18 protein-coding genes are annotated in these 20,549 nt (G+C 39.8%); 17 read left to right on the top strand and 1 reads right to left on the bottom strand.

The genetic code is table 11. The features are described from left to right. Positions 1 to 247: 247 nt before the first annotated feature. The 12 genes from BLP50_RS09230 (at position 248) to BLP50_RS09175 (ending at position 13,087) form a co-directional block, all read left to right on the top strand. Positions 248 to 1,351, top strand: a complete 1,104-nt coding sequence (locus tag BLP50_RS09230; RefSeq protein WP_090153962.1) for a coiled-coil domain-containing protein — start codon at positions 248 to 250, stop codon at positions 1,349 to 1,351. After that, positions 1,348 to 2,064, top strand: coding sequence for a hypothetical protein (locus BLP50_RS09225; RefSeq protein ID WP_090153959.1), 717 nt, complete (start codon positions 1,348 to 1,350; stop codon positions 2,062 to 2,064). The genes BLP50_RS09230 and BLP50_RS09225 overlap by 4 nt, the downstream gene beginning before the upstream one ends. A 13-nt stretch (positions 2,065 to 2,077) precedes the next feature. Continuing rightward, positions 2,078 to 2,950, top strand: a complete 873-nt coding sequence (locus BLP50_RS09220; RefSeq protein ID WP_090153957.1) for a methionyl aminopeptidase — start codon at positions 2,078 to 2,080, stop codon at positions 2,948 to 2,950. Then, the gene (locus BLP50_RS09215; protein ID WP_090153955.1) at positions 2,950 to 3,645 is read left to right on the top strand and encodes a pseudouridine synthase; all 696 of its coding nucleotides are present in this window, start codon (positions 2,950 to 2,952) and stop codon (positions 3,643 to 3,645) included. Before BLP50_RS09220 ends, BLP50_RS09215 begins: the two co-directional genes overlap by 1 nt. A gap of 120 nt (positions 3,646 to 3,765) precedes the next feature. Beyond that, on the top strand, positions 3,766 to 4,947 hold the full coding sequence (locus BLP50_RS09210) for an ABC transporter substrate-binding protein (protein WP_090153953.1): 1,182 nt from the start codon (positions 3,766 to 3,768) through the stop codon (positions 4,945 to 4,947). 250 nt (positions 4,948 to 5,197) lie between these two features. Then, the gene (locus BLP50_RS09205) at positions 5,198 to 6,079 is read left to right on the top strand and encodes a branched-chain amino acid ABC transporter permease (protein ID WP_090153951.1); all 882 of its coding nucleotides are present in this window, start codon (positions 5,198 to 5,200) and stop codon (positions 6,077 to 6,079) included. Positions 6,080 to 6,088: 9 nt separating this feature from the next. Next, the gene (locus BLP50_RS09200) at positions 6,089 to 7,165 is read left to right on the top strand and encodes a branched-chain amino acid ABC transporter permease (RefSeq protein WP_176753737.1); all 1,077 of its coding nucleotides are present in this window, start codon (positions 6,089 to 6,091) and stop codon (positions 7,163 to 7,165) included. Then, positions 7,165 to 7,923, top strand: coding sequence for an ABC transporter ATP-binding protein (locus BLP50_RS09195; RefSeq protein ID WP_090153947.1), 759 nt, complete (start codon positions 7,165 to 7,167; stop codon positions 7,921 to 7,923). The genes BLP50_RS09200 and BLP50_RS09195 overlap by 1 nt, the downstream gene beginning before the upstream one ends. Before the next feature lie 20 nt (positions 7,924 to 7,943). Continuing rightward, on the top strand, positions 7,944 to 8,648 hold the full coding sequence (locus BLP50_RS09190; RefSeq protein WP_090153944.1) for an ABC transporter ATP-binding protein: 705 nt from the start codon (positions 7,944 to 7,946) through the stop codon (positions 8,646 to 8,648). A 92-nt stretch (positions 8,649 to 8,740) separates the two neighbouring features. Further along, positions 8,741 to 9,364, top strand: a complete 624-nt coding sequence (locus BLP50_RS09185; protein ID WP_090153942.1) for a cytidylate kinase-like family protein — start codon at positions 8,741 to 8,743, stop codon at positions 9,362 to 9,364. Positions 9,365 to 9,566: 202 nt separating this feature from the next. Then, a complete protein-coding gene (locus tag BLP50_RS09180) occupies positions 9,567 to 10,613 on the top strand; it encodes a P-loop NTPase fold protein (protein ID WP_176753736.1) in 1,047 nt (348 codons plus the stop codon). Beyond that, positions 10,613 to 13,087: an endonuclease MutS2 gene (locus BLP50_RS09175; RefSeq protein ID WP_090153938.1), complete on the top strand. Its 2,475-nt coding sequence runs from the start codon at positions 10,613 to 10,615 to the stop codon at positions 13,085 to 13,087. Before BLP50_RS09180 ends, BLP50_RS09175 begins: the two co-directional genes overlap by 1 nt. Before the next feature lie 271 nt (positions 13,088 to 13,358). Here BLP50_RS09175 and BLP50_RS09170 read toward each other — a convergent pair whose 3' ends face one another. Beyond that, the gene (locus BLP50_RS09170; protein WP_090153936.1) at positions 13,359 to 15,635 is read right to left on the bottom strand and encodes a cyclic nucleotide-binding domain-containing protein; all 2,277 of its coding nucleotides are present in this window, start codon (positions 15,633 to 15,635) and stop codon (positions 13,359 to 13,361) included. A gap of 268 nt (positions 15,636 to 15,903) precedes the next feature. Between BLP50_RS09170 and BLP50_RS09165 the strand changes: the two genes are divergently transcribed. From BLP50_RS09165 to rlmD, 5 genes are all read left to right on the top strand, one after another. Then, positions 15,904 to 16,242 carry a PadR family transcriptional regulator gene (locus tag BLP50_RS09165; RefSeq protein ID WP_090153934.1) on the top strand — a complete coding sequence of 113 codons (339 nt, stop codon included), beginning with the start codon at positions 15,904 to 15,906 and terminating at the stop codon, positions 16,240 to 16,242. A gap of 9 nt (positions 16,243 to 16,251) precedes the next feature. Next, positions 16,252 to 17,214, top strand: a complete 963-nt coding sequence (locus BLP50_RS09160) for a permease prefix domain 1-containing protein (protein WP_090153932.1) — start codon at positions 16,252 to 16,254, stop codon at positions 17,212 to 17,214. A 2-nt stretch (positions 17,215 to 17,216) separates the two neighbouring features. After that, positions 17,217 to 17,936 (top strand): DUF4097 family beta strand repeat-containing protein, encoded by a 720-nt coding sequence (locus BLP50_RS09155; protein ID WP_090153930.1) that lies wholly within the window; start codon positions 17,217 to 17,219, stop codon positions 17,934 to 17,936. Positions 17,937 to 18,089: 153 nt separating this feature from the next. Further along, positions 18,090 to 19,040 carry a 3'-5' exoribonuclease YhaM family protein gene (locus BLP50_RS09150; RefSeq protein WP_090153928.1) on the top strand — a complete coding sequence of 317 codons (951 nt, stop codon included), beginning with the start codon at positions 18,090 to 18,092 and terminating at the stop codon, positions 19,038 to 19,040. Continuing rightward, entirely contained in the window at positions 19,040 to 20,419 is a 1,380-nt protein-coding gene (gene rlmD / locus BLP50_RS09145) for a 23S rRNA (uracil(1939)-C(5))-methyltransferase RlmD (protein WP_090153926.1), read from the top strand. The genes BLP50_RS09150 and rlmD overlap by 1 nt, the downstream gene beginning before the upstream one ends. The last annotated feature ends 130 nt before the right edge of the window (positions 20,420 to 20,549 follow it).

Here is a 20,549-nt window from a genome sequence, read left to right as displayed (position 1 = left end):
CATAATGGAAGTCTTTCAGACTTCTTTCTCAGTGCTAACGCACTTAACATTATTCATGTAGGGGGAGTCACTGATTCCAGTTTATAAATATTTAATGATAATTTTCTTACAAGCAAGCTTGACGAAAATTGAACATTAAATATTTATAACTGTGAATAGTAACTTGAAAAGCCACACTACAACTTGTATCATAATATAGAGAGAGTATGAGAATTTGCACTAGATATAGAAGGATAGATATAGTGTTATGAAATACAAGAAAATAGCTAAAATAGCATGTTGCTTTGGATTAATAGCATGCATTATTGGATCAGATTCTACAATCTCTTTTGCTACACGAACCGTGTCAGAGATTGAGGCAGAGCAGGCAGCATTACAGGATGAGATAGATGCAATAGATTCGGATATTTATGCAGTAGTTAGTCAGATAGCCGAGATTCAGGCCCAGATAGATGACACAGAGGCAGAGATTGCTGAGACAGAAGAGGCTTTGCAGTCGGCTCAGGCTGCCCGTGATGAGCAGTATGAGGCTATGAAGCTTCGTATCAAATATATGTATGAGACTCCAGACCCTAGTGTATTTGAGATGCTTATGGAGTCAGGGAGTATCAGTCAGTTTCTTAACAGACTTGACTATGCCAACAGCGTACATGAATATGACGATGAAAAGCTCAATCAGTTTATTGCTACAATAGCTGAAATTGAGGAGCTTGCAGCGGCGCTTGATATCCAAAAAAAGGAGCTTGAATCAGCAAAGTCAGAACTGGCCGCTCAGGAGACTGAGCTTGAGGCTGTTGCTGATGCAAAGCGTGGAGAGATGGATGATCTTGATGCTGAGTTAAAAGAGGCCAAGGAAATTGCAGCTCGTGAGGCGGCTCTTAGAGCTGCTCGTGAGGCAGCGGCACGTGCTCAGAATCAAGGCACTGCAACAGCTAGTGTTTCAGCTGGTTATTCTGGCTACAATGTTAATGGAGATTTAAACCCGGGTTACAGAACAGGTGTTAGTGGTGGAAGCGTTGTTTCTTTCGCTAATCAATATGTAGGCTGTCCTTACGTATGGGGTGGTAATTCCCTCGGCGGTGGATGTGACTGCTCTGGTTTTGTACAGGGTGTTCTTGCCAACTTTGGTATTACTTATGGCGGCCGTATGACTTCTGGTACCTTTAGAAATGTTGGTCAGGAAGTTAGCTACAATTACATGCAGCCGGGTGATATTGTATGTTATCCAGGTCATGTAGCTATTTATCAGGGCGGAGGCACAATTGTTGAGGCCCAGAGTACAGCCACTGGTATTACCAATTACCGTTCAGTTAACTGTCACTCAATCATTACAATTAGAAGAGTACTATGACAAAACAAAAGCTGATTAAATCAATAGTCTTATTAGTATGCGTAGCTGTAGTTGGCTACGTATTACTTAACGTAAATTTTAACAGGGACAAGCTTGATTATAATGAGCATTTATCTGATGTAGCAGTTACAATTGACGGAGAAGAGGTCACTTATCAGGATTTGGCGTTTTACATTCTCTTTGAGGAGAGAAAGGTGGAGGAGCAGGCTAGGATTTATAATCCAGATTCTCCAAAGGATTACTGGAACCTCCATACTAATGACACTTTCATTCAAGAAGAGGCTAAAAATGTTGTGATGGAGATGGCTATTCACGATCATCTTTTTTATCAGCTTGCAGTAGAGGACGGTATGGATACTCTTACAGCAGATGAGGAGAGGGATTTAGAATTTGCCATTACTGATTTCTGGGAAGACCTATACGATGAGCAGTGGGATAAATTGCCATGCGACCAGGATACTATCAATGAGCAGATTAGACTTGCCGCTGTGGCAGAGAAGTTCCAAAACTATCTTGCCGTTAACAAGGGACCTAGCCAGGCTGCATACAAATATGACGGCTACTATTATGAGCAGATTAGAAGCCAACATTCCATTAAAATAAACAACAAGCTCTGGAATAGATTTGTTCTTGGGGATGTTACACTGACACATACTCATTTAAATTACATTAATGGTTTAAATAATGAGAACAAGAAAAAGGAAGAAGATTAGAAAGGCAATAACAATGAGTAAATTAAATAGAAACGACCCTTGCTGGTGTGGAAGTGGTCGCAAGTATAAGCAGTGCCATGAGGCCTTCGATAGAAAAATCGAAAGCTTTGCGGTAAAGGGACACAAAGTTCCATCTCACGATTTGATTAAGACACCAGAACAGATTGAGAAGATTAGACAGTCAGCAGTAATTAATATGGCATGCCTTGATGCTGTAGCTGAGGCAATTCACGAGGGCATGGCAACATCTGAAATCGATAAAATTGTCTATGAGACAACTACTAAAATGGGAGGTATCCCTGCACCACTTAATTACGAGGGCTTCCCATACAGCGTATGTACATCAGTAAATGACCAGGTTTGTCACGGTTATCCTTCTGATGATGTTATCCTTAAAAGTGGTGACATAGTAAATGTAGATTGTTCCACAATTTTAGATGGATATTTTTCAGATTCATCTAGAATGTTCATGATAGGCGATGTTGACCCAGAGACAAGAAAGCTTGTTGAGGTTACAAAGGAGTGCTGCGATTTAGGACTTGAGCAGGTTAAGCCTTGGGGATTCCTAGGGGATGTTGGAGCAGCTATCTGCAAGCACGCTCACGCCAATGGTTATCAGGTGGTTAGAGAAATCGGTGGCCACGGAGTAGGTCTTGAGTTCCACGAGGAGCCATGGGTTGGCTATAATACACTTCCTGGTACAGAGATGTTATTAGTTCCAGGTTTTATGTTTACAATTGAGCCTATGATTAACATGGGTACACAGAAAATAAAAACAGACCCTAACAATGGCTGGGAAGTTTCCACACTTGATGGCAAGCCATCAGCTCAGTGGGAATATCAGGTACTTGTTACAGAGACAGGATATGAGGTAATTTCATATTGATGCGATTAGACAAGCTTTTGGTAGAATTAAATATCGGAACAAGATCTGAGGTTAAGGCTCTTCTGAAGAAGGGCCTTATTTTTGTAGATGGTCAAAAAGCTACAAAGCCAGAGACCAAGGTAGATGAAAACGCAGTGGTGATTTCTTATCAGGGCAAGGAATACACCTATCAGAAGTTTTCTTATTATGTAATGAATAAGCCAAAGGGACTAATAACTGCCACAGAAGATGCCCACGATAGGACAGTTATGGATTTGTTCTATGAAAAATGTCCTGATGCTCCAAAGGGATTAGCACCTGTAGGAAGACTTGATAAGGATACTACCGGTCTTCTTTTAATTACAAATGATGGCAAGCTGGCCCATGAGCTACTATCGCCTAAGAAGCATGTGGATAAGACATATTTTGTGACGTTAGATGGACAGCTTTCTGCTGAGGATATTGCAGCTCTTGAGGCTGGAGTACGAATCGGTGAGGGAGACCTTACGGCGCCTGCTACAGTCAAGTATGAGGGCGGTAATACCTGCTATATTACAATCCATGAAGGTAAGTTCCATCAGGTAAAGAGAATGTTCTTTGCAGTAGGCAGGGAAGTCCTTGAATTGAAGCGCACATCTTTTGGACAACTTACCCTAGATGAGGAAGATTTACCAATAGGGCACATTAACAAACTAAAGTGTGAAAGTTTTTATTGACGATTTAACAAACAAGTTTTATCATAGTCTAATCGAGGGGTTTTAGAATTTAAAGCGATAAAGCGAAAAAGTGAAAATCTGATTGGGGAATGGGATTTTCAAGTACAGGAGGAAATAGACATGAAGAAGTTTCTTAGTCTTGCGCTTAGCGCATCAATGGCGACTGCTTTACTCGTAGGCTGTGGTAATAGCGGTAATTCTACAGGATCAGATAATGTAGATACTTCAGGAGAGCTTGTTTGGAAGATTGGTGGCATCGGCCCTGTAACAGGTGGTGCTGCTCAGTATGGACAGGGAGTTGAGAATGCAATTCAGCTTGCTGTAGATGAGATAAATGCAGAGGGTGGTATCAACGGATACCAGATAGCTTTTAATTTCCAGGATGATGAGGCAGATGCTCAGAAGGCTGTTAATGCTTACAACACACTTAAGGATTGGGGCATGCAGATTCTCGAGGGTACAGTTACATCTGGTGCCTGCGCAGCTGTTTCAGCAGAGACAAACAATGACAGAATTTTCCAGCTTACACCATCAGCTTCATCTACTAGTGTAACAGAGGGAAATGACAATACATTCCAGATTTGCTTCTCAGATCCTAACCAGGGTACTGTTTCAGCAGACTACATTGCAGACAACAATCTTGGAACTAAAATCGGTGTAATCTATGATAGCTCTGATCCATACTCTTCAGGTGTATATCAGAACTTCGCATTAGAGGCACAGGCAAAGGGTCTTGAGATTGTAGCTACAGAGTCATTTACACAGGATAACAAGACAGACTTTACTACACAGCTTAACAAGTGTAAGAGTGCCGGTGCAGACCTTTTATTCCTTCCATTCTACTATCAGGAAGGTTCAGTAGTACTTACACAGGCTGACCAGATTGGTTACGACCCAGTAATGTTCGGTGTAGATGGTTTCGACGGATTACTTGGTGTTGAGAACTTCGATGTTAGCCTTGCAGAGGGTGTATATCTTCTTACACCATTCGCAGCAGATGCAACAGATGATGCAACAAAGTCATTCGTATCAAGCTACGAGGAGAAGTTTGGTGGTACACCTAACCAGTTCGCAGCAGATGCTTACGATGGAGTATACATCTTAAAGGAAGCTATCGAGGCAGCAGGCCTTACACCAGATGCTTCTAACGAAGAAATCTGTGATGCACTTATTGCACAGATCCAGCAGGTTAATTACAACGGACTTACAGGTGAGAATATGACATGGAATGATGCCGGCGAAGTATCAAAGGCACCAAAGGCTGTCATCATCAAAGATGGCGGTTATGTATCAGCTGAGTAAATAATGGTGGGCAGTTACGCTCACAAACTTTCCCCAACCGTTACGCTCTCAAGCCTAAGATATTGCTTTCGTTCACTACATGTGAACTGCAGCAATACTTAGAGCTTGATAGCTACGGATAGGGATAAAGTTTGTTATCTACTGCCGGATATATCATTACTGAATATAGATACATCAATGACGATGTGGGGAAATCCATCTGTGATTTCTTTGCATCGTATTTAATTTTTTTTGAAAGGAAGTTTAGGTTATGGGATTTTTAACCTATTTGATTAACGGCTTAAGCTTAGGAAGTGTATACGCGATTATCGCCTTGGGATATACCATGGTTTATGGTATTGCTAAGATGCTTAACTTTGCCCATGGTGATGTAATCATGATTGGAGCTTATTTGGTATTCATGACAATGACAGGTTCTGGAATGCCAGTAGTGGTCTCAATAGTGATTTCAATCATTTGCTGTACAGCTCTTGGAATGCTTATAGAAAAGGTGGCATACAAGCCACTTAGAAAGGTAACAAACCTAGCGGTACTGATTACAGCAATCGGCGTCAGCTACTTCTTGCAGAATATGGCGCTGTTGATTTTTGGCTCTAATCCTATTTCGTTTACTTCAGTAATCACATGGCAGGGTATTACACTTGCAGGCGGACAGCTTAAAATCACAGGTGTTACTATCATTACTATTATTACTTGTTTAATTATCATGGTAGCTTTGATGTGGTTTGTTAAGAACACAAAGCCAGGTCAGGCTATGAGAGCTGTATCAGAAGATAGAGATGCAGCCACACTTATGGGAATCAATGTAAACGGAACTATTTCCCTTACATTTGCAATTGGTTCAGGACTTGCAGCCATTGCGGGTGCATTGCTTTGCAGTTCTTATCCAGTTCTTACACCATACACAGGCTCTATGCCAGGTATCAAGGCATTTACCGCTGCGGTATTTGGAGGAATTGGTTCTATTCCAGGAGCATTGATTGGTGGACTTTTACTTGGTATTATTGAAAATCTTGCAAAGGCATACATCTCAAGTCAGCTTGCTGATGCTATCGTATTTGCAGTACTTATTATAGTGTTGCTTGTTAAACCTACAGGAATTCTTGGCAAGCAAACAAAAGAGAAAGTGTAGGTGGCAGCTATGAAAAATCTTAATAAATCTACACAAAAATTACTTACAACAATCGGTATAATCATTGTTTTATATTTAGTGGTAACAATCATGGAAGCCACAGGCAATCTTAGCTCTCTTATGGGAGGACTTATGGTTCCTGTATGTGCCTTCTCACTTGTTGCAGTAGGACTTAATCTCTGTGTTGGATATCTTGGAGAATTATCACTTGGACATGCAGGATTTATGTGCGTTGGTGCATTTACATCAGCATTTTTCTCAAAGGTATTTATGAACACTATTCCAGATGTACCACGTTTTATCTTGGCATTTATCATTGGAACAGCTATGGCAGCATTGTTTGGATTCCTTATTGCTATTCCAGTTCTTAGACTTAGTGGAGATTACCTTGCAATCGTAACTCTTGCATTTGGCGAGATTATTAAAAATGTAATCAACACTCTTTACGTAGGAATTGATGGAAATGGAATTCATTTTTCAATCAAGGATATGCTTTCACTTGGCATGGAGCCAGGAGGACAGGTAATTGTAAATGGTGCTCAGGGTGTCACAGGTACCCCTCGCCAGTCTACATTCCTTATCTCCGTGATACTCCTTATTGTTGTCTTGATTCTTACATACAACTTTGTACATTCAAGAACAGGACGTGCAGTGCAGGCTATCCGAGACAATCAGATTGCAGCTGAGACAGTTGGACTTCCAATTACAAAATATAAGCTGATAGCATTTACATTATCAGCAGCAATTGCAGGACTTGGTGGTGTGCTTTTTGCTCACAACATCAGCTCACTTCAGGCAACAACCAATACTTTTGGTTACAACATGTCTATCATGATTTTGGTATATGTTGTACTTGGAGGTATCGGTAATTTCCGAGGCTCTGTCATTGCAACAGCAGTTCTCTATTTGCTCCCAGAGCTTCTGAGAGGAATGCAGAATTATCGTATGCTCATTTATTCTGTAGTACTTATTGTACTTATGTTATTTAACTGGGCACCAGGTATTTTAAAATGGCGTGAAAAGCATGGGTTTACAGCAGCAGCTGTTACTCAGAAATTTGGCAAAAAGAAAAAGGAGGTGCAGTAATGAGTTTACTTGAAGTATCATCTCTTGGCATTTCCTTTGGTGGACTTAGAGCAGTTGATGAATTTAATCTTAATATTGAAAAGGGCGAGCTTTACGGTTTGATTGGACCAAATGGTGCAGGTAAGACTACCGTTTTCAATATGCTTACAGGTATTTATAAGCCTACAGATGGCAAGATTTTCCTTGATGGCAAGGACATTACAGGAAAGAAGACAGCTGACATTAACAAGGCAGGTATTGCTAGAACATTCCAGAATATTAGACTTTTTGGAGACCAGTCAGTTCTTGATAATGTAAAGATTGGACTTCATAATTCTTTTGAATATGGCACAGGTACAGGTATACTCAGACTTCCAAAGTACTTTTCTGTAGAAAAGGAAATGGATAAAAAGGCACTTGAGATTTTATCTGTATTTGGACTTGATAAGGAGGCTGATGTTTTAGCTTCAAATCTTCCATATGGTAAGCAGCGTCAGCTTGAGATTGCAAGAGCTCTTGCAACCAATCCTTCACTTCTTCTTTTGGATGAGCCAGCTGCTGGTATGAATCCAAATGAGACCAAGGATTTGATGAACACAATAGCTCTTATTAGAAAAGAATTTGGTGTAACAATTCTTTTGATTGAGCATGATATGAAGCTGGTATCTGGAATATGTGAGAAGCTTACAGTGCTCAATTTTGGACGTGTACTTTCACAGGGAGAGACATCAACAGTACTTAATGATCCAGAGGTTATTAAGGCTTATCTTGGAGAATAATAAAACAGAGGATTTAGAAAATGTTAAAGGTTGAGAATTTAGTTGTAAACTATGGAGTTATACAAGCTCTCAAAGGAATCAGCTTTGAGGTAAATGAAGGTGAGGTTATTGCTCTTATAGGCGCCAATGGTGCAGGCAAGACAACAACACTTCAGACTATTTCCGGTATGCTTTCTCCTAACTCAGGTAAAGTACTTTTAAATGACGTTGATATTACAACAATTCCAGGTCATAAAATAGTGTCTATGGGTATGGCTCATGTGCCTGAAGGACGTAGAGTTTTCCCTGGATTAACAGTGCTTGAAAACTTGAAAATGGGAGCTTATACTAGAAGTAACAAGACAGAAATAGCTAAGACATTAGAGCAGGTTTACGAGAGTTTTCCACGACTTAAGGAGAGACAGAATCAGCTGGCTGGCACACTTTCAGGTGGAGAGCAGCAGATGCTTGCAATGGGTCGTGCCCTTATGAGCAATCCTAAAATCGTACTTATGGATGAGCCATCAATGGGACTTTCACCTATCTATGTGGATGAGATTTTTAAAATCATACAGTCTATTTCTGACGCAGGCACCACAGTACTTTTGGTAGAGCAGAATGCTAAAAAGGCTCTTGCTATTGCAGATAGAGCATATGTACTTGAGACAGGTAATGTTGTTCTTTCTGGAGATGCTAAGGACCTACTTAATGATGACTCTATCAAAAAGGCATACTTGGGCGAGTAGAATATGCAGTTCTATATGGGGATATCTTAGAGGCAATTAGATTGTTACTAAGACTATTGGTATAGGATTGCAAATAATAAGGGGGGGCTAGTATGGAGGAGAAGAAGCTAGTTATTTCTATTGCGCGTAGTTACGGTTCTGGTGGTTTGACCCTTGCTAAGAAGCTGTCGAAGGAATTGGGGATTCCGGTATACGACAGAGAGATTCTGCGAATGGCCTCGGACCAGAGTGGAATCAATGAAGAGCTGTTTGGCCAGGTGGATGAAACAGTACGAAAGATTTTCCTTTCAACTAAAGGCAAGTACAAAGGAATGCCACTTACACCTGAGTACGCAGCATTTACTTCCGATGACAATCTGTTTGAGCTTCAGGCAGATGTTATCAAGCGAATTGCCAACACACAGAGTTGTATCTTTGTAGGACGATGCGCTGATTATATTCTTAGGGATAGACCTTATGTGCTTTCACTTTTCTTCTATGCTTCTGAAGAGGATTGCTTAGCTAGACTTCGTAAGCAGGTAAGTGGAACAGACGAGGAACTTTTAAAGAGGATGCATGCCATCGATAAGCATCGTGCTGATTACTATAGGTACTACACTGGCCGAGATTGGAACGATGCCAGAAATTATGACTTCTGCCTCGATACCGGGGTGATGGACTATGATAAACTCATAGAAGTCGTGAAGTCTTATATTGAGATAAAAAATAGAGAATAACTATTTATATTTTATTATGTTTTCAAGCCATAATTCATTGCTTTATTGACTTAGTTGATAAAGGAGGAATTATGGCTTTTTATTTGAAATAATAATTATATTCGATATAATAGTTTTATAGAAGATTATATATAATTATATAAGATTATAGATAATTATATAAAATTATATAGATTTATATATGAAAGGCAGATGTTATAGTATGAATAAAAGAAGCCCTTATAGTATTAGCTTTGGGAGAATCCCAAGCCAATATATTAGTAGAAGTTTGATGATAGAAGACATTATTGATATTTTAAATAGCGAACCGGTTGAGGAGCAGGCATTTAAACTGACAGGTATCAGAGGGACAGGAAAAACTGTAACTTTGACAGCTATAGAAAGAGAGCTCAAGGAAGATGATAAATGGATAATTGTAGATTTAAAATCTAATTCGGATATTTCAAAGGAGTTGGTAGCAAATCTATATGGCGAGGTGCCATTTTTAACATCTTTTATAGATGCAAATCTGAATTTATCAGCCTTTGGAATTGGAGTTAATATCGAGAAGAAAAGTCCAGTTATAAGCATGGATGTAATATTAAAAAACATTCTTAATGAGGTTCAGAAGAAAAATAAAAAGGTGCTGGTAGTTATAGATGAAGCCAGAAAAACCGACGAACTGGTTGATTTTATACAAGAGTTTCAGATTTTAATTAGAAATGAATTACCTATATATCTAATTACTGCTGGCTTGTATGAGGATATTGAAAGTTTAGAGAATGCGGAAGGTCTTACATTCTTTCTTCGAGCTACAAAATATGAAATGAAGCCTTTGAATCTCATTGTAATTGAAGATGATTACGAGAAAACCCTTGGGGTAAGTGAAGAAATTGCTAAGGAATTAGCAAGTCAAACTAAAGGATATGCATTTGCTTATCAGGCTTTTGGAAAATATATGTGGGAATCTGGTGAAAAAGAGATTTCAAAATCTGTATATGCTTTAGTTGATGAAGCCCTTGCGATAAAAGTTTATGATAAAATTTGGAGTGAACTTCGGGATAAAGAAAAGTGGTATCTGAATTTTATTGTAAAAAAAGAAAGTATGGCAGCTACAGAATTACTTCAATTAACTAAGACAAACCATAGTGAATGGAGTGAACCACGTAAGCGCTTAATAGAAAAAGGTATTTTAGATGGATCAGAGCGCGGTGTAGTAAAAGTAAGATTGCCAAGATTTAAAGAATACGTGGAGGCTAGACAAAAATAATGAATTTAAAAGTTTTAAAAACACTTGAATATGACAAGATAGTTGCTAGGCTTGCTGAGAAGGCGACCTGCGAGGCAGGAAGACTCAGATGTCAGCAGCTACTTCCTATAAATGATATAGAGGAAATCAAGGTGATGCAGCAGGAGACTGCCTGTGCCTTTAATAGACTTATAAAGGTGGGAGATGTAAGTGCTAGCGGTACAACAGACTTGCGCCCATCACTTGCGAGACTTGAGCTGGGCTCTTCTCTTACAATCGAGGAGATATTAGCTGTTGCCAATGTTCTAGAGGTAACAAAGCGTGTGGCAGCTTATGGCAAGCAGTTAGAAGAGGAGGATGCTCTTAGCTTCTACTTTAATGGCCTTTCACCAGAAGTAGCTATATTAAATGAAATACGTAGATGCATCATAGATGAAGAGACAATTGCAGATGATGCCAGCACTGCCCTTTATGACATTAGAAAGGGTATGCAGCGCACAAATGACAAGATAAAGAGCGTAATGAACTCTTTGCTTAATAATTCAACAACAAGAGGATATCTTCAGGAGCCAGTTGTCACTATGCGTCAGGGAAGATATTGTCTTCCAGTGCGTTCTGATTACAAATCAAGAGTCCCTGGTATGGTTCACGACCAGTCTTCAACAGGCTCTACTTTCTTTATTGAGCCTATGCAGGCAGTTGATTTGAACAATGAAATGAGAGAGCTTCAGGTTAGAGAGCAGGATGAGATAGAAAGAATCTTAGCAACTCTATCAAACAGGATTGCAGATGCTTCAGAGGGAATAATTCGTAACTTTGAGCTTCTTACTGAAATAGACTTTAACCTTGCTAAGGGACGTTATGCTGTTGAGCTAAATGCATGCAGTCCAGAGTTTAACGAGGATGGAATCATTAACTTACGTGGTGCACGCCATCCACTTTTGGACCCAAAGAAAGTAGTGGCAACAGATATAAAGCTTGGAGACGAGTATAACTTGCTATTGGTAACAGGTCCAAATACTGGTGGTAAGACAGTCTCACTTAAAACATGTGGATTACTTACACTTATGGCGCAGGCAGGTCTTCATATTCCAGTTAAGGACAGAAGCCAGGTAGCAGTATTTGACGATGTATACGCAGATATAGGTGATGAGCAGTCAATCGAGCAGTCACTATCAACATTTTCATCTCATATGGTTAACATTGTCCACATTTTAGAGGCTATTAATGGTGGAAGCTACTCTCACGAAACAGAAGAATTAATAGCTAAGAATAAAAAGGACTTTAAGCATTCAAAGGTACTTTACGGTTCAAAGTCTGAGGTGAAGGTTCCTCAGTTCCTTATTCTTATAGATGAGTTATGTGCTGGAACAGATCCTAAAGAAGGTGCAGCACTAGCACAGTCAATACTTGATAGACTCCACACACTTGATGTACGCACAATGGCTACTACTCACTACAGTGAATTAAAGGTATATGCTCTCTCAACTGAGGGGGTAGAGAATGCTTCATGTGAGTTTTCTCTTGAAACTTTAAGCCCAACTTACAGACTTATCATCGGTGTGCCAGGAAAATCCAATGCTTTTGCTATTTCCACAAAACTTGGAATTCCTTGTGAGTTAATTGATGATGCAAAGAGTAGATTGTCTGAAAATGATAAATCATTCGAAGATTTGATGGTAGATTTAGAGCAGAAACGTCACGAGGTGGAAGAAAATGCAAGAAAAGCTGCATCAGATTTAGCCGCAGCAGAGCAAAAATTGGCGGATGCAACTGCTCGTGAAGAGAAAATCAAATCTCAAAGAGAAGAACTTATTAGACAAGCTCACGAAGATGCGGCGGCAATTTTGCAAGAGGCAAAAGATATTGCTGACGAGACAATTCGTGACTTCAACAAATTTGGAAAAGGCTCTGGAAACATCTCTGCCATGGAGGCAAAGAGAGCTGCCCTTGGCAAAAATATCAACAAAAACAAAAGCAAAGCCAAGGAAGAAAAGAAAGTGGAAGAAAACCACAATGTACCTACCAATCTCCATGTTGGAGACAAGGTAAAAGTACTTTCTATGAATCTGACTGGACAAGTCTGCACAGCACCTAATGCTAAGGGGGATGTAACTGTCCAGATGGGTATCATGAAGTCCACTGTCAACATCAAAGATTTAGTTCTAATAGAAGAGGAAGATAAATTTGTGCCAAAGAAGGGCACTAGAGTCAAGAACATGACCTACGGAGGATTCAACAAGTCTGCATCCATTTCGCCAGAGATTAATCTCCTTGGGTGCACTGTGGATGAGGGCATTGCCAAGCTAGAAAAATATCTAGACGACGCCTACATCAGCCACCTTACCTCTGTTAGGGTAGTACACGGTAAAGGAACCGGAGCACTTCGTGCAGGTGTCCACCAATACCTGAAGCGCTGCAAAAACGTGGCCGACTTCCACCTTGGTGAATTTGGCGAAGGCGACGCAGGCGTAACAATCGTCACATTTAAATAGTGATTTCGAAATACTGTAACAATAAAAGTTATAAGTGAAATGTTAGTAATAATGTGAGTTTTACATATATATGTAAACAAAAATGACCTCCTAGTAAGCATCAAGCTCTTAGCTCTCTCAAGCGAAAAAATCATGCTAAAAACTGACTGCAAGGAAAGTTTTTAGTATGTACACATGCTCTGCATGTGCTAAGGCTCGTGTTAGATGAGCGGAGAGAGACTAAGGCTTGTAGCTGTAACTAGGAGGTTTTATAGTCTAAATGTATACATAGTTACATACGAAGGTAGTCGATGCCTTGGCGTACTTCGTCAGGGACTTCGCCACCATTTTTTTCGACTTTGTCGATGATGGTCTTCAGGTGGTTGACTGCCTGTGCAGTCTTGATTTCATGACGAGAAAGAACCTGCTCGAACATTGGGTGGCTGGATACCTTGGACCTGTAAGCTTTTGAGAAGGTGCAATATTTGTTGAGAATATTGCGTTCGGCCTTGTTTAAGCGGATACTTCCCTTGGCCTCAAAGTTGATCCAAATTGTGTATTGTTTAGTGAAGGCTTCACGCATATTGTTGCGGGAAGACTTAAGCAATATTTTGACCTTTTCCTTGTTCTCAGCAGAAAGATCTTTGTTCTTGCGATAGAAGGTAAAGTAATCGTAGAAATCTGATGTAAGGCAATCGCTGGCAATATCATTCCATCTAGGACCCTGCTCCTTACGGCAAATCTCCCAACGGAAAGCACCGCAGCAGTAAATCATCAGCTTGTCTAGGTCATCAAATGTAAACAGTGGAAATACAAAACGACCTGGGCTGTCTACTTTGATACCGCCGCATTCCTGCCACATCATGGCACGCATACCACAGTTTGGAAGAAGAATGATATCTGGCTCTACGCGCTTAAGGTAGGCCTCACTCTTTACATTTGCATCCATGTCAGTGAAATAGCCTTCTCGTAAAAAGATACCGTAGTCTACTTCCTCGATTTTGCTGAGAGCTTCCTGAAGTTTTGCGCTAGTCAAAAGCATTCGCATTGGCTCTGCACCGAAGTCCTCCTTTGTAAGAACAGGACAGAATGCAGTCATTTTTCCTGATGTAGTTCTGTTTGATGATACAAAGAAGTTGTTAATCTCAAATTTTACTTTTTGCTCCTGGTCATTCATCCATGTAGGCATGTCAGCCTCAGAGATGTTGCCCATTTTTCTCTCTTCAAGAACGAAGCCTCTGTAGTCAAGGTCTAATTCATTCTTGCTAGGTTCGCGCTCTCCTGCGTATACAGCTCTAAGCCAGCTGTATATTGTAAAGCAATGTTCGCTCATGCAGAGAGTATCAAGTCTTTCAACTAGGTCGGCAAGCTCATTGGTGAGCTCTTCGCCAACAGCTCCGTAGTCTATGTAACCAAAGTTAAGGAACATCAAAATAATAGTATCTAACTCGCCACCATAGGCTTCAAATTCAAGAGCTCTGAAGAAGGTCTTAAGGTAGATTTCATAGAATAAATCTGTAGCTTTCTTTCTGGTACGACGTTCATTGTCCTCCTTGCCCTCACGGTCACTAAGCGCAAGATAAGCATCAAGCTGAGCACGATATTCTTCAACTTTTTCTTCTTCAATTTCAGCAAACTCACAGATGTGTTCAAAGGTCTGAGTGAACTCAGCCTGCTTTTGCATCTTAGCTTCATCAAAGGCTGCGGCACTTGCAGCAAAGTCGTGGCTGTCATATTCAGCCCATCTCTCTTTGAGCAGTGTCTTGTCGTAGAGTCCACATGAGGATAGATATTTATAAAGCATTTTCATGAGCTTAATAATGTCATCCTGAGCAGCTCCACGCTCGGCGGCGTATATTCTAAGGTTGAAAATAAGCTCAAACATATCGCCCCTATCTGCAGAAAGAAGAATAGGAGTGAACTCATCCAAATAAAAGCCCATAGTTTCTGCACATTCAATAGCGCGCTTCATGTAACCACAGCTGATGCCAATGACACCATTGACAATTTCTGTGCGCTTACCATATATATTTTCAATTTCTTTATTGTCTACTGAATTTAAACTGTCGATGTAGTCGTGTTCCCATTTTAAAATTTCACCATTTAGTTCAAGAGGCTCCATTTCCTCAAGCATAGGAATCTCGCCAGCTGGTGCACCAATGGCACGGCACTGCTTGCGATATTCTGAATTAATACCTCTGCAGTAGTCGGTGAAATCATCCACTTTTTTCTTGTAGTCATCATATATTTTAAAAACGTCGCGACACTGTCTGAATGAGCCCTTGGCAAATCCAAAGATATAAACAGGCTGCTCCTTAAAAATGGTGTCAAAATCAGACATGTGCTTGTATGAACACTTAATGATAGTGGAATCCTCGGCAGCAGTATAGTCAGCCTCGTATGAAATATTGAGCGCATCTGAAAGACCAGCAACAGTTCCAGGTCCTAAAGCAAGCTTTTGACCACGCCATTGCTGAACAATTTTTCCCTTAAGAACAACATACATGCTGTCTACTGGATCGCCTTCATTTATTAATTTTTTGCCTTTTTCGATAGTAATAGGTTCCAATTTTTCTCCTTAATACATAGTACCCTTATTATAGATAATTTAATTATAAAAATGTCTGAAAATTATGTCAATTAAATGCCGTGTTTTCACGGAAAATTTGATTTTTGGGGAGATAAAAAATCGGTGTGAAAAAAATTTTTACAGAAAAGATGTTGAAATACTTTGTCAGTCGTAGTATATTTACTTCATCAGATAAAGTACTACGTCAGTCGTAGCACGGCAGATGAAGTACGAGGAAGTGAGTATTTAATTAAATAGGAGGGAGCACATGAGTGAGATTAGTAGTGATGTAATCCGCGGCTACAACGACACCATGATTCTTAGTATCCTGATTAAGGAACCTTCTTATGGTTATGAGATTTCAAAGCAGATTAAGAAAATATCTGAAGAGAAATACATCATAAAGGAGACTACACTTTATTCAGCATTCACAAGAATGGAAAAGAATGGATACATAGAATCATTTGTAGCTGACCCGGATCCAGAGGGAAATGGAAAGAAGCGTACCTATTATCGCGTTACAGAGGCTGGCAAGGAATATTATCTATCAAAATGCGAGGAATGGGAATTAACAAAAGAAGTTGTGGGACGTTTTATAGATAGTTAGGAGAAAAATATGGAAACAATAAAAAGTTATTTGGAAGCAATGTTTGCTAACATGCCAAACACTCCAGAAGTAAAAAAGGCAAAAGATGAGCTTTTGACAATGATGGAAGATAAATACAATGAAATGATTGCAGATGGTGTTAATGAAAATACCGCTGTAGGTACAGTCATTTCAGAGTTTGGTAATCTCGATGAATTGGCAGAGGATTTGGGACTTGAAAAAGAGGTTGAGGAAGTTCACGAGAGAGAGCAGGAGATTCCTAGACGCTTCGTATCAATGGAAGAGGTCAATGATTTTATTGCATCTAGAAAAAGGAGCGGCTTATTTGTAGGAATTGGAACTCTTCTTTGCATCATAAGCGTTACATTTCCAATTTTGTGTGATACAGCTTTCTATTCAAAGTTCTCAGATAAATATGGAGTACTTGGAATGTTTATGTGTATTGCAGTAGCTGTAGCGTTTTTTGTATTCAATGGTATTACAGGCAAGGATTGGGACTTCCTTAAGAAGCAGCCTTGTCAGATAGATATGGCAACAGCCAATATGGTTAGGGAAAAGAGAAAGGATTTCAAGATAACAAGAGCATGGATGCATACATTGGGCATTCTACTATGTGCTTTTTGTTGGTTGCCATGTGCAATTATAGATAACGACGTTTGTCCAGTACTCTTTTCAGTAGGTATCGGAGTTCTTCTTATAGTGTATAGCTCACATGTGTATGGTGCTTATGAGACAATTTTAAGTCTCAATGACCAAAATACTATCAGTGGTAGATATGGCAGAGAAGAGGATGTTGAGTATGTAAATGACAGAGCAAAGGTAATTATGGAAGTATACTGGAGCACAGTAACATGCATTTATTTGATTATCAGCTTCCTTACCTTCCGCTGGGAGAGCACATGGATTATATGGCCGGTAGCAGTCATAATCAATAAGATTTTGCGACTTACACTTACTAAGGAGGAAGATTAATAATGGAAAGAAAGAAAAAGAAAATATATCTGGTAACTCTGTGGATAATTACCTTAGCAGTTATTGTAGGTGCTTGCTTCTATAGATTTTCTTTTGGTGAAAAGGGAGAATTAGCGGTAGCAGATTTTAAAGGACAGGATGTTACAAAAGTTAATCTAGATATGGATATTGGAGATGTTGAAATAAAATATGGTCCTATTTTCCAGGTTGAATATTATTATCCTAAAAAGTTTGCACCAAAGGTAGAATTAGACAATGGAGTTCTTAATATTAGCCAATCTCAGAGAAACTGGAATTTCAATGGCAGTTTATTTGGTCAAAATGAAAAGAACTATGAAATGACAATTACTATTCCAAAAGGTTCGGATCTTTCAGATTTAGATATTGATTTAGATTTAGGTGATTTAGAACTTGAAGGACTAGTGGCAGATACACTTACAATAAACAATGAATTAGGAGACGTTAATATCCACAATTGTCAGGGAAAAAATATTGATATAACAGCAAAACTTGGAAATGTTAATTTGACAAATAGCGTTTATCCTACAGTGATTGTTAATGCAGATTTAGGAGATGTTAATCTTGATGGAGATTTTGATTCTATTGATGCACACGTGGATTTAGGCGACCTTGATATTAGAACTGAAAAACCTACAGATGATGTTAAAATTAAAGCCGCATGTGAACTTGGCGATATTGAAGTTAACGGCGAAGACTGGTAATTACCCCCCTTAAGTAGATATAAATCTACTTAAGGGGTTTTTATATTTTTGATTGCAGTCTTACGTTGATAATCCTCTGTCTATTTCGTATAATTAAGAAGAAATTTGCAGCAAAGCTGCTCTGCTCCGTTGGAGCTTAGATTGGAGAGTAATTTGAAGTACATTAACACACTTAAAGAGGGAGACAGAGGCACAGAGACATATTTGTGCAAGAAAAAAACACAGGGAATTTCAAAGACCGGCAAGGCTTTTGAATCTCTTACACTTTGTGACAAGACAGGCACCATTGATGCTAAAATCTGGGATGTTGATTCAGAGGGAATCAGCGATTATGACGAGCTTGATTTCATCACAGTTACAGGTGATATCACCAGCTGGAATGGTGCATTACAGTTCAATATAAAGCGCCTTCGCAAGGCTAATGAGGGAGAGTTTGAGATTACAGACTATATCCCTTCTAGTAAAAAAGATATCGGTGTTATGTGGAATGATTTGACAGCACTTATCAATTCTATTCAGGCACCATATTTCAAGGCATTACTTAGAAAATTCTTTGTGGATGACAAGGCATTTATCGATGAGTTTAAGGCTCATTCAGCGGCTAAATCAGTTCACCATGGATTTACAGGTGGTCTTTTAGAGCATACACTTTCGGTGGCTACTAATTGCGATTTTTATAGTAGACAGTACCCATTCCTGGATAGGGATTTACTTATCACAGCAGCTATTTTCCATGATATTGGAAAGGTGAGAGAGCTTTCTGAGTTCCCTCGCAATGACTACACAGATGAGGGACAGTTACTTGGCCACATTTATGTGGGCGCTACTATGATTGATAGAGCCATTGATGACATTGAGAGCTTCCCAGCAGTTAAGAGAAAGGAGCTTATTCACTGTATTCTTTCTCATCACGGCGAGCTTGAGTTTGGCTCACCTAAGAAACCAGCTATTGCTGAGGCAATTGCACTTTCATTTGCGGACAATCTTGACGCTAAGCTAGAGACTATTTACGAGGCTCTTGAGAATGTTGAGGAAAATAATTTGACATGGCAGGGATTCAATCGCTTGCTTGATTCGAATATCCGTAGAACAGGAAAAAATTAATGAATAAAAACGATATTGTAAGACTTACAATTGAAGATATGTCCCTTGAGGGGGCTGGAATTGGTCACACTGATGGTGTGACCATTTTTGTGAAGGACGCTGTGGTTGGAGACCTTTGTGATGTGATTATTACAAAGGTTAAAAAGACCTATTGTTTTGCTGCTCTTAAGGAGGTTGTGGAGTCTAGTCCATATCGGGTAGAGCCTCTATGTGCTATTGCCAAGCAGTGCGGTGGCTGCCAGATTATGCAGGTTTCTTATGAAAAGCAGCTTCAAATCAAGGATAATATAGTTGCCAATAATCTAGTGAAAATTGGTGGCTATGATCGGGCATACGTTGAGTCTATACGAGAGCCAATACTTGGGATGGAAGAGCCACTTCGCTATCGCAACAAGGCCCAGGTGCCTATTGGTGTGGACAAGGAAGGTAAGATAATTGCCGGATTTTATGGTGCTAGAAGTCATAGAATTGTACCATCCACTGATTGCAAAATCTGTTCAAAAAAGAGCATGGATATCGTATATTCGGTAATAGATTACATGAATGAAAATCATATAGCAGTATACGATGAGAATAGTGGTAAGGGACTTATTCGACATGTTCTTGTCCGGGAAGGAAAGGCAACTGGGGAGACTATGGTCTGCGTAGTTGTAAATGGAGACAAGTTGCCAGCTGTTGATTCACTGGTGGAGCATGTGAAATCTGTGGAGCCAGCACTGGCATCATTAGTTCTCAATATCAATACCCGCCGAGACAATGTCATCATGGGATATGAGACCAGAGTTCTTTATGGTAAGGAGGCTATCAGAGATACAATTACCCTTACAAATGGAGATACCATAGCATTTGACATTAGTGCCAATTCATTCTACCAGGTCAATCACCACCAGATGGAGAAATTATACAGCCGTGCCCTAGAGTATGCTGATTTACATGGTACTGAGGATGTGTGGGATTTGTATTGCGGAATCGGAACCATTTCTCTTTCTATGGCAAAGCATGCAGGACGAGTAATCGGAATAGAAGTAGTGCCACAGGCCATCGAAAACGCTAAAGCCAATGCGGCGCTTAATGGACTTTCGAATGCAGAATTCTACTGTGGTGAGGCGGAAGTAGTCCTACCAGAAATCTATGACAAGATGTCTCATCCAGATGTAATAATGGTTGACCCACCACGAAAGGGCTGCGATGTAGTGGCTCTTGATACCATGGTAAAGATGCAGCCAAAGCGTATCGTATATGTCAGCTGCGACAGCGCCACACTAGCCAGGGACCTTAAACACCTTGAGGAGCAGGGCTACCACCTAGAAAAATACACAGTCTGCGACCAGTTCGGACATACAATGCATACGGAGACAGTGGCGAGATTGTCTAGATAACCATTGGATGCCGCGTGAAGAGGCATTGAAGCTATATAAAAAGATATAATTATGAAGGGCACAAGAGCAGAACTCTTGTGTCTTTTTTGGGAAAAAACCATGTGCTATAAAATGCACATACATTAATGTT

The sequence above is a fragment of the Pseudobutyrivibrio sp. AR14 genome, from assembly GCF_900101325.1.
Classification (GTDB): domain Bacteria; phylum Bacillota; class Clostridia; order Lachnospirales; family Lachnospiraceae; genus Pseudobutyrivibrio.
The sequence above is the reverse complement of the archived record's forward strand: the minus strand, read 5'-3'. Positions and strand labels throughout refer to the sequence as shown.

Excerpts from the sequence above, each read along its gene's own strand:
- BLP50_RS09230 (WP_090153962.1), top strand. The coding sequence starts at position 248 with ATGAAATACAAGAAAATAGCTAAAATAGCATGTTGCTTTGGATTAATA.
- BLP50_RS09225 (WP_090153959.1), top strand. The coding sequence starts at position 1,348 with ATGACAAAACAAAAGCTGATTAAATCAATAGTCTTATTAGTATGCGTA.
- BLP50_RS09220 (WP_090153957.1), top strand. The coding sequence starts at position 2,078 with ATGAGTAAATTAAATAGAAACGACCCTTGCTGGTGTGGAAGTGGTCGC.
- BLP50_RS09215 (WP_090153955.1), top strand. The coding sequence starts at position 2,950 with ATGCGATTAGACAAGCTTTTGGTAGAATTAAATATCGGAACAAGATCT.
- BLP50_RS09210 (WP_090153953.1), top strand. The coding sequence starts at position 3,766 with ATGAAGAAGTTTCTTAGTCTTGCGCTTAGCGCATCAATGGCGACTGCT.
- BLP50_RS09205 (WP_090153951.1), top strand. The coding sequence starts at position 5,198 with ATGGGATTTTTAACCTATTTGATTAACGGCTTAAGCTTAGGAAGTGTA.
- BLP50_RS09200 (WP_176753737.1), top strand. The coding sequence starts at position 6,089 with ATGAAAAATCTTAATAAATCTACACAAAAATTACTTACAACAATCGGT.
- BLP50_RS09195 (WP_090153947.1), top strand. The coding sequence starts at position 7,165 with ATGAGTTTACTTGAAGTATCATCTCTTGGCATTTCCTTTGGTGGACTT.
- BLP50_RS09190 (WP_090153944.1), top strand. The coding sequence starts at position 7,944 with ATGTTAAAGGTTGAGAATTTAGTTGTAAACTATGGAGTTATACAAGCT.
- BLP50_RS09185 (WP_090153942.1), top strand. The coding sequence starts at position 8,741 with ATGGAGGAGAAGAAGCTAGTTATTTCTATTGCGCGTAGTTACGGTTCT.
- BLP50_RS09180 (WP_176753736.1), top strand. The coding sequence starts at position 9,567 with ATGAATAAAAGAAGCCCTTATAGTATTAGCTTTGGGAGAATCCCAAGC.
- BLP50_RS09175 (WP_090153938.1), top strand. The coding sequence starts at position 10,613 with ATGAATTTAAAAGTTTTAAAAACACTTGAATATGACAAGATAGTTGCT.
- BLP50_RS09165 (WP_090153934.1), top strand. The coding sequence starts at position 15,904 with ATGAGTGAGATTAGTAGTGATGTAATCCGCGGCTACAACGACACCATG.
- BLP50_RS09160 (WP_090153932.1), top strand. The coding sequence starts at position 16,252 with ATGGAAACAATAAAAAGTTATTTGGAAGCAATGTTTGCTAACATGCCA.
- BLP50_RS09155 (WP_090153930.1), top strand. The coding sequence starts at position 17,217 with ATGGAAAGAAAGAAAAAGAAAATATATCTGGTAACTCTGTGGATAATT.
- rlmD (WP_090153926.1), top strand. The coding sequence starts at position 19,040 with ATGAATAAAAACGATATTGTAAGACTTACAATTGAAGATATGTCCCTT.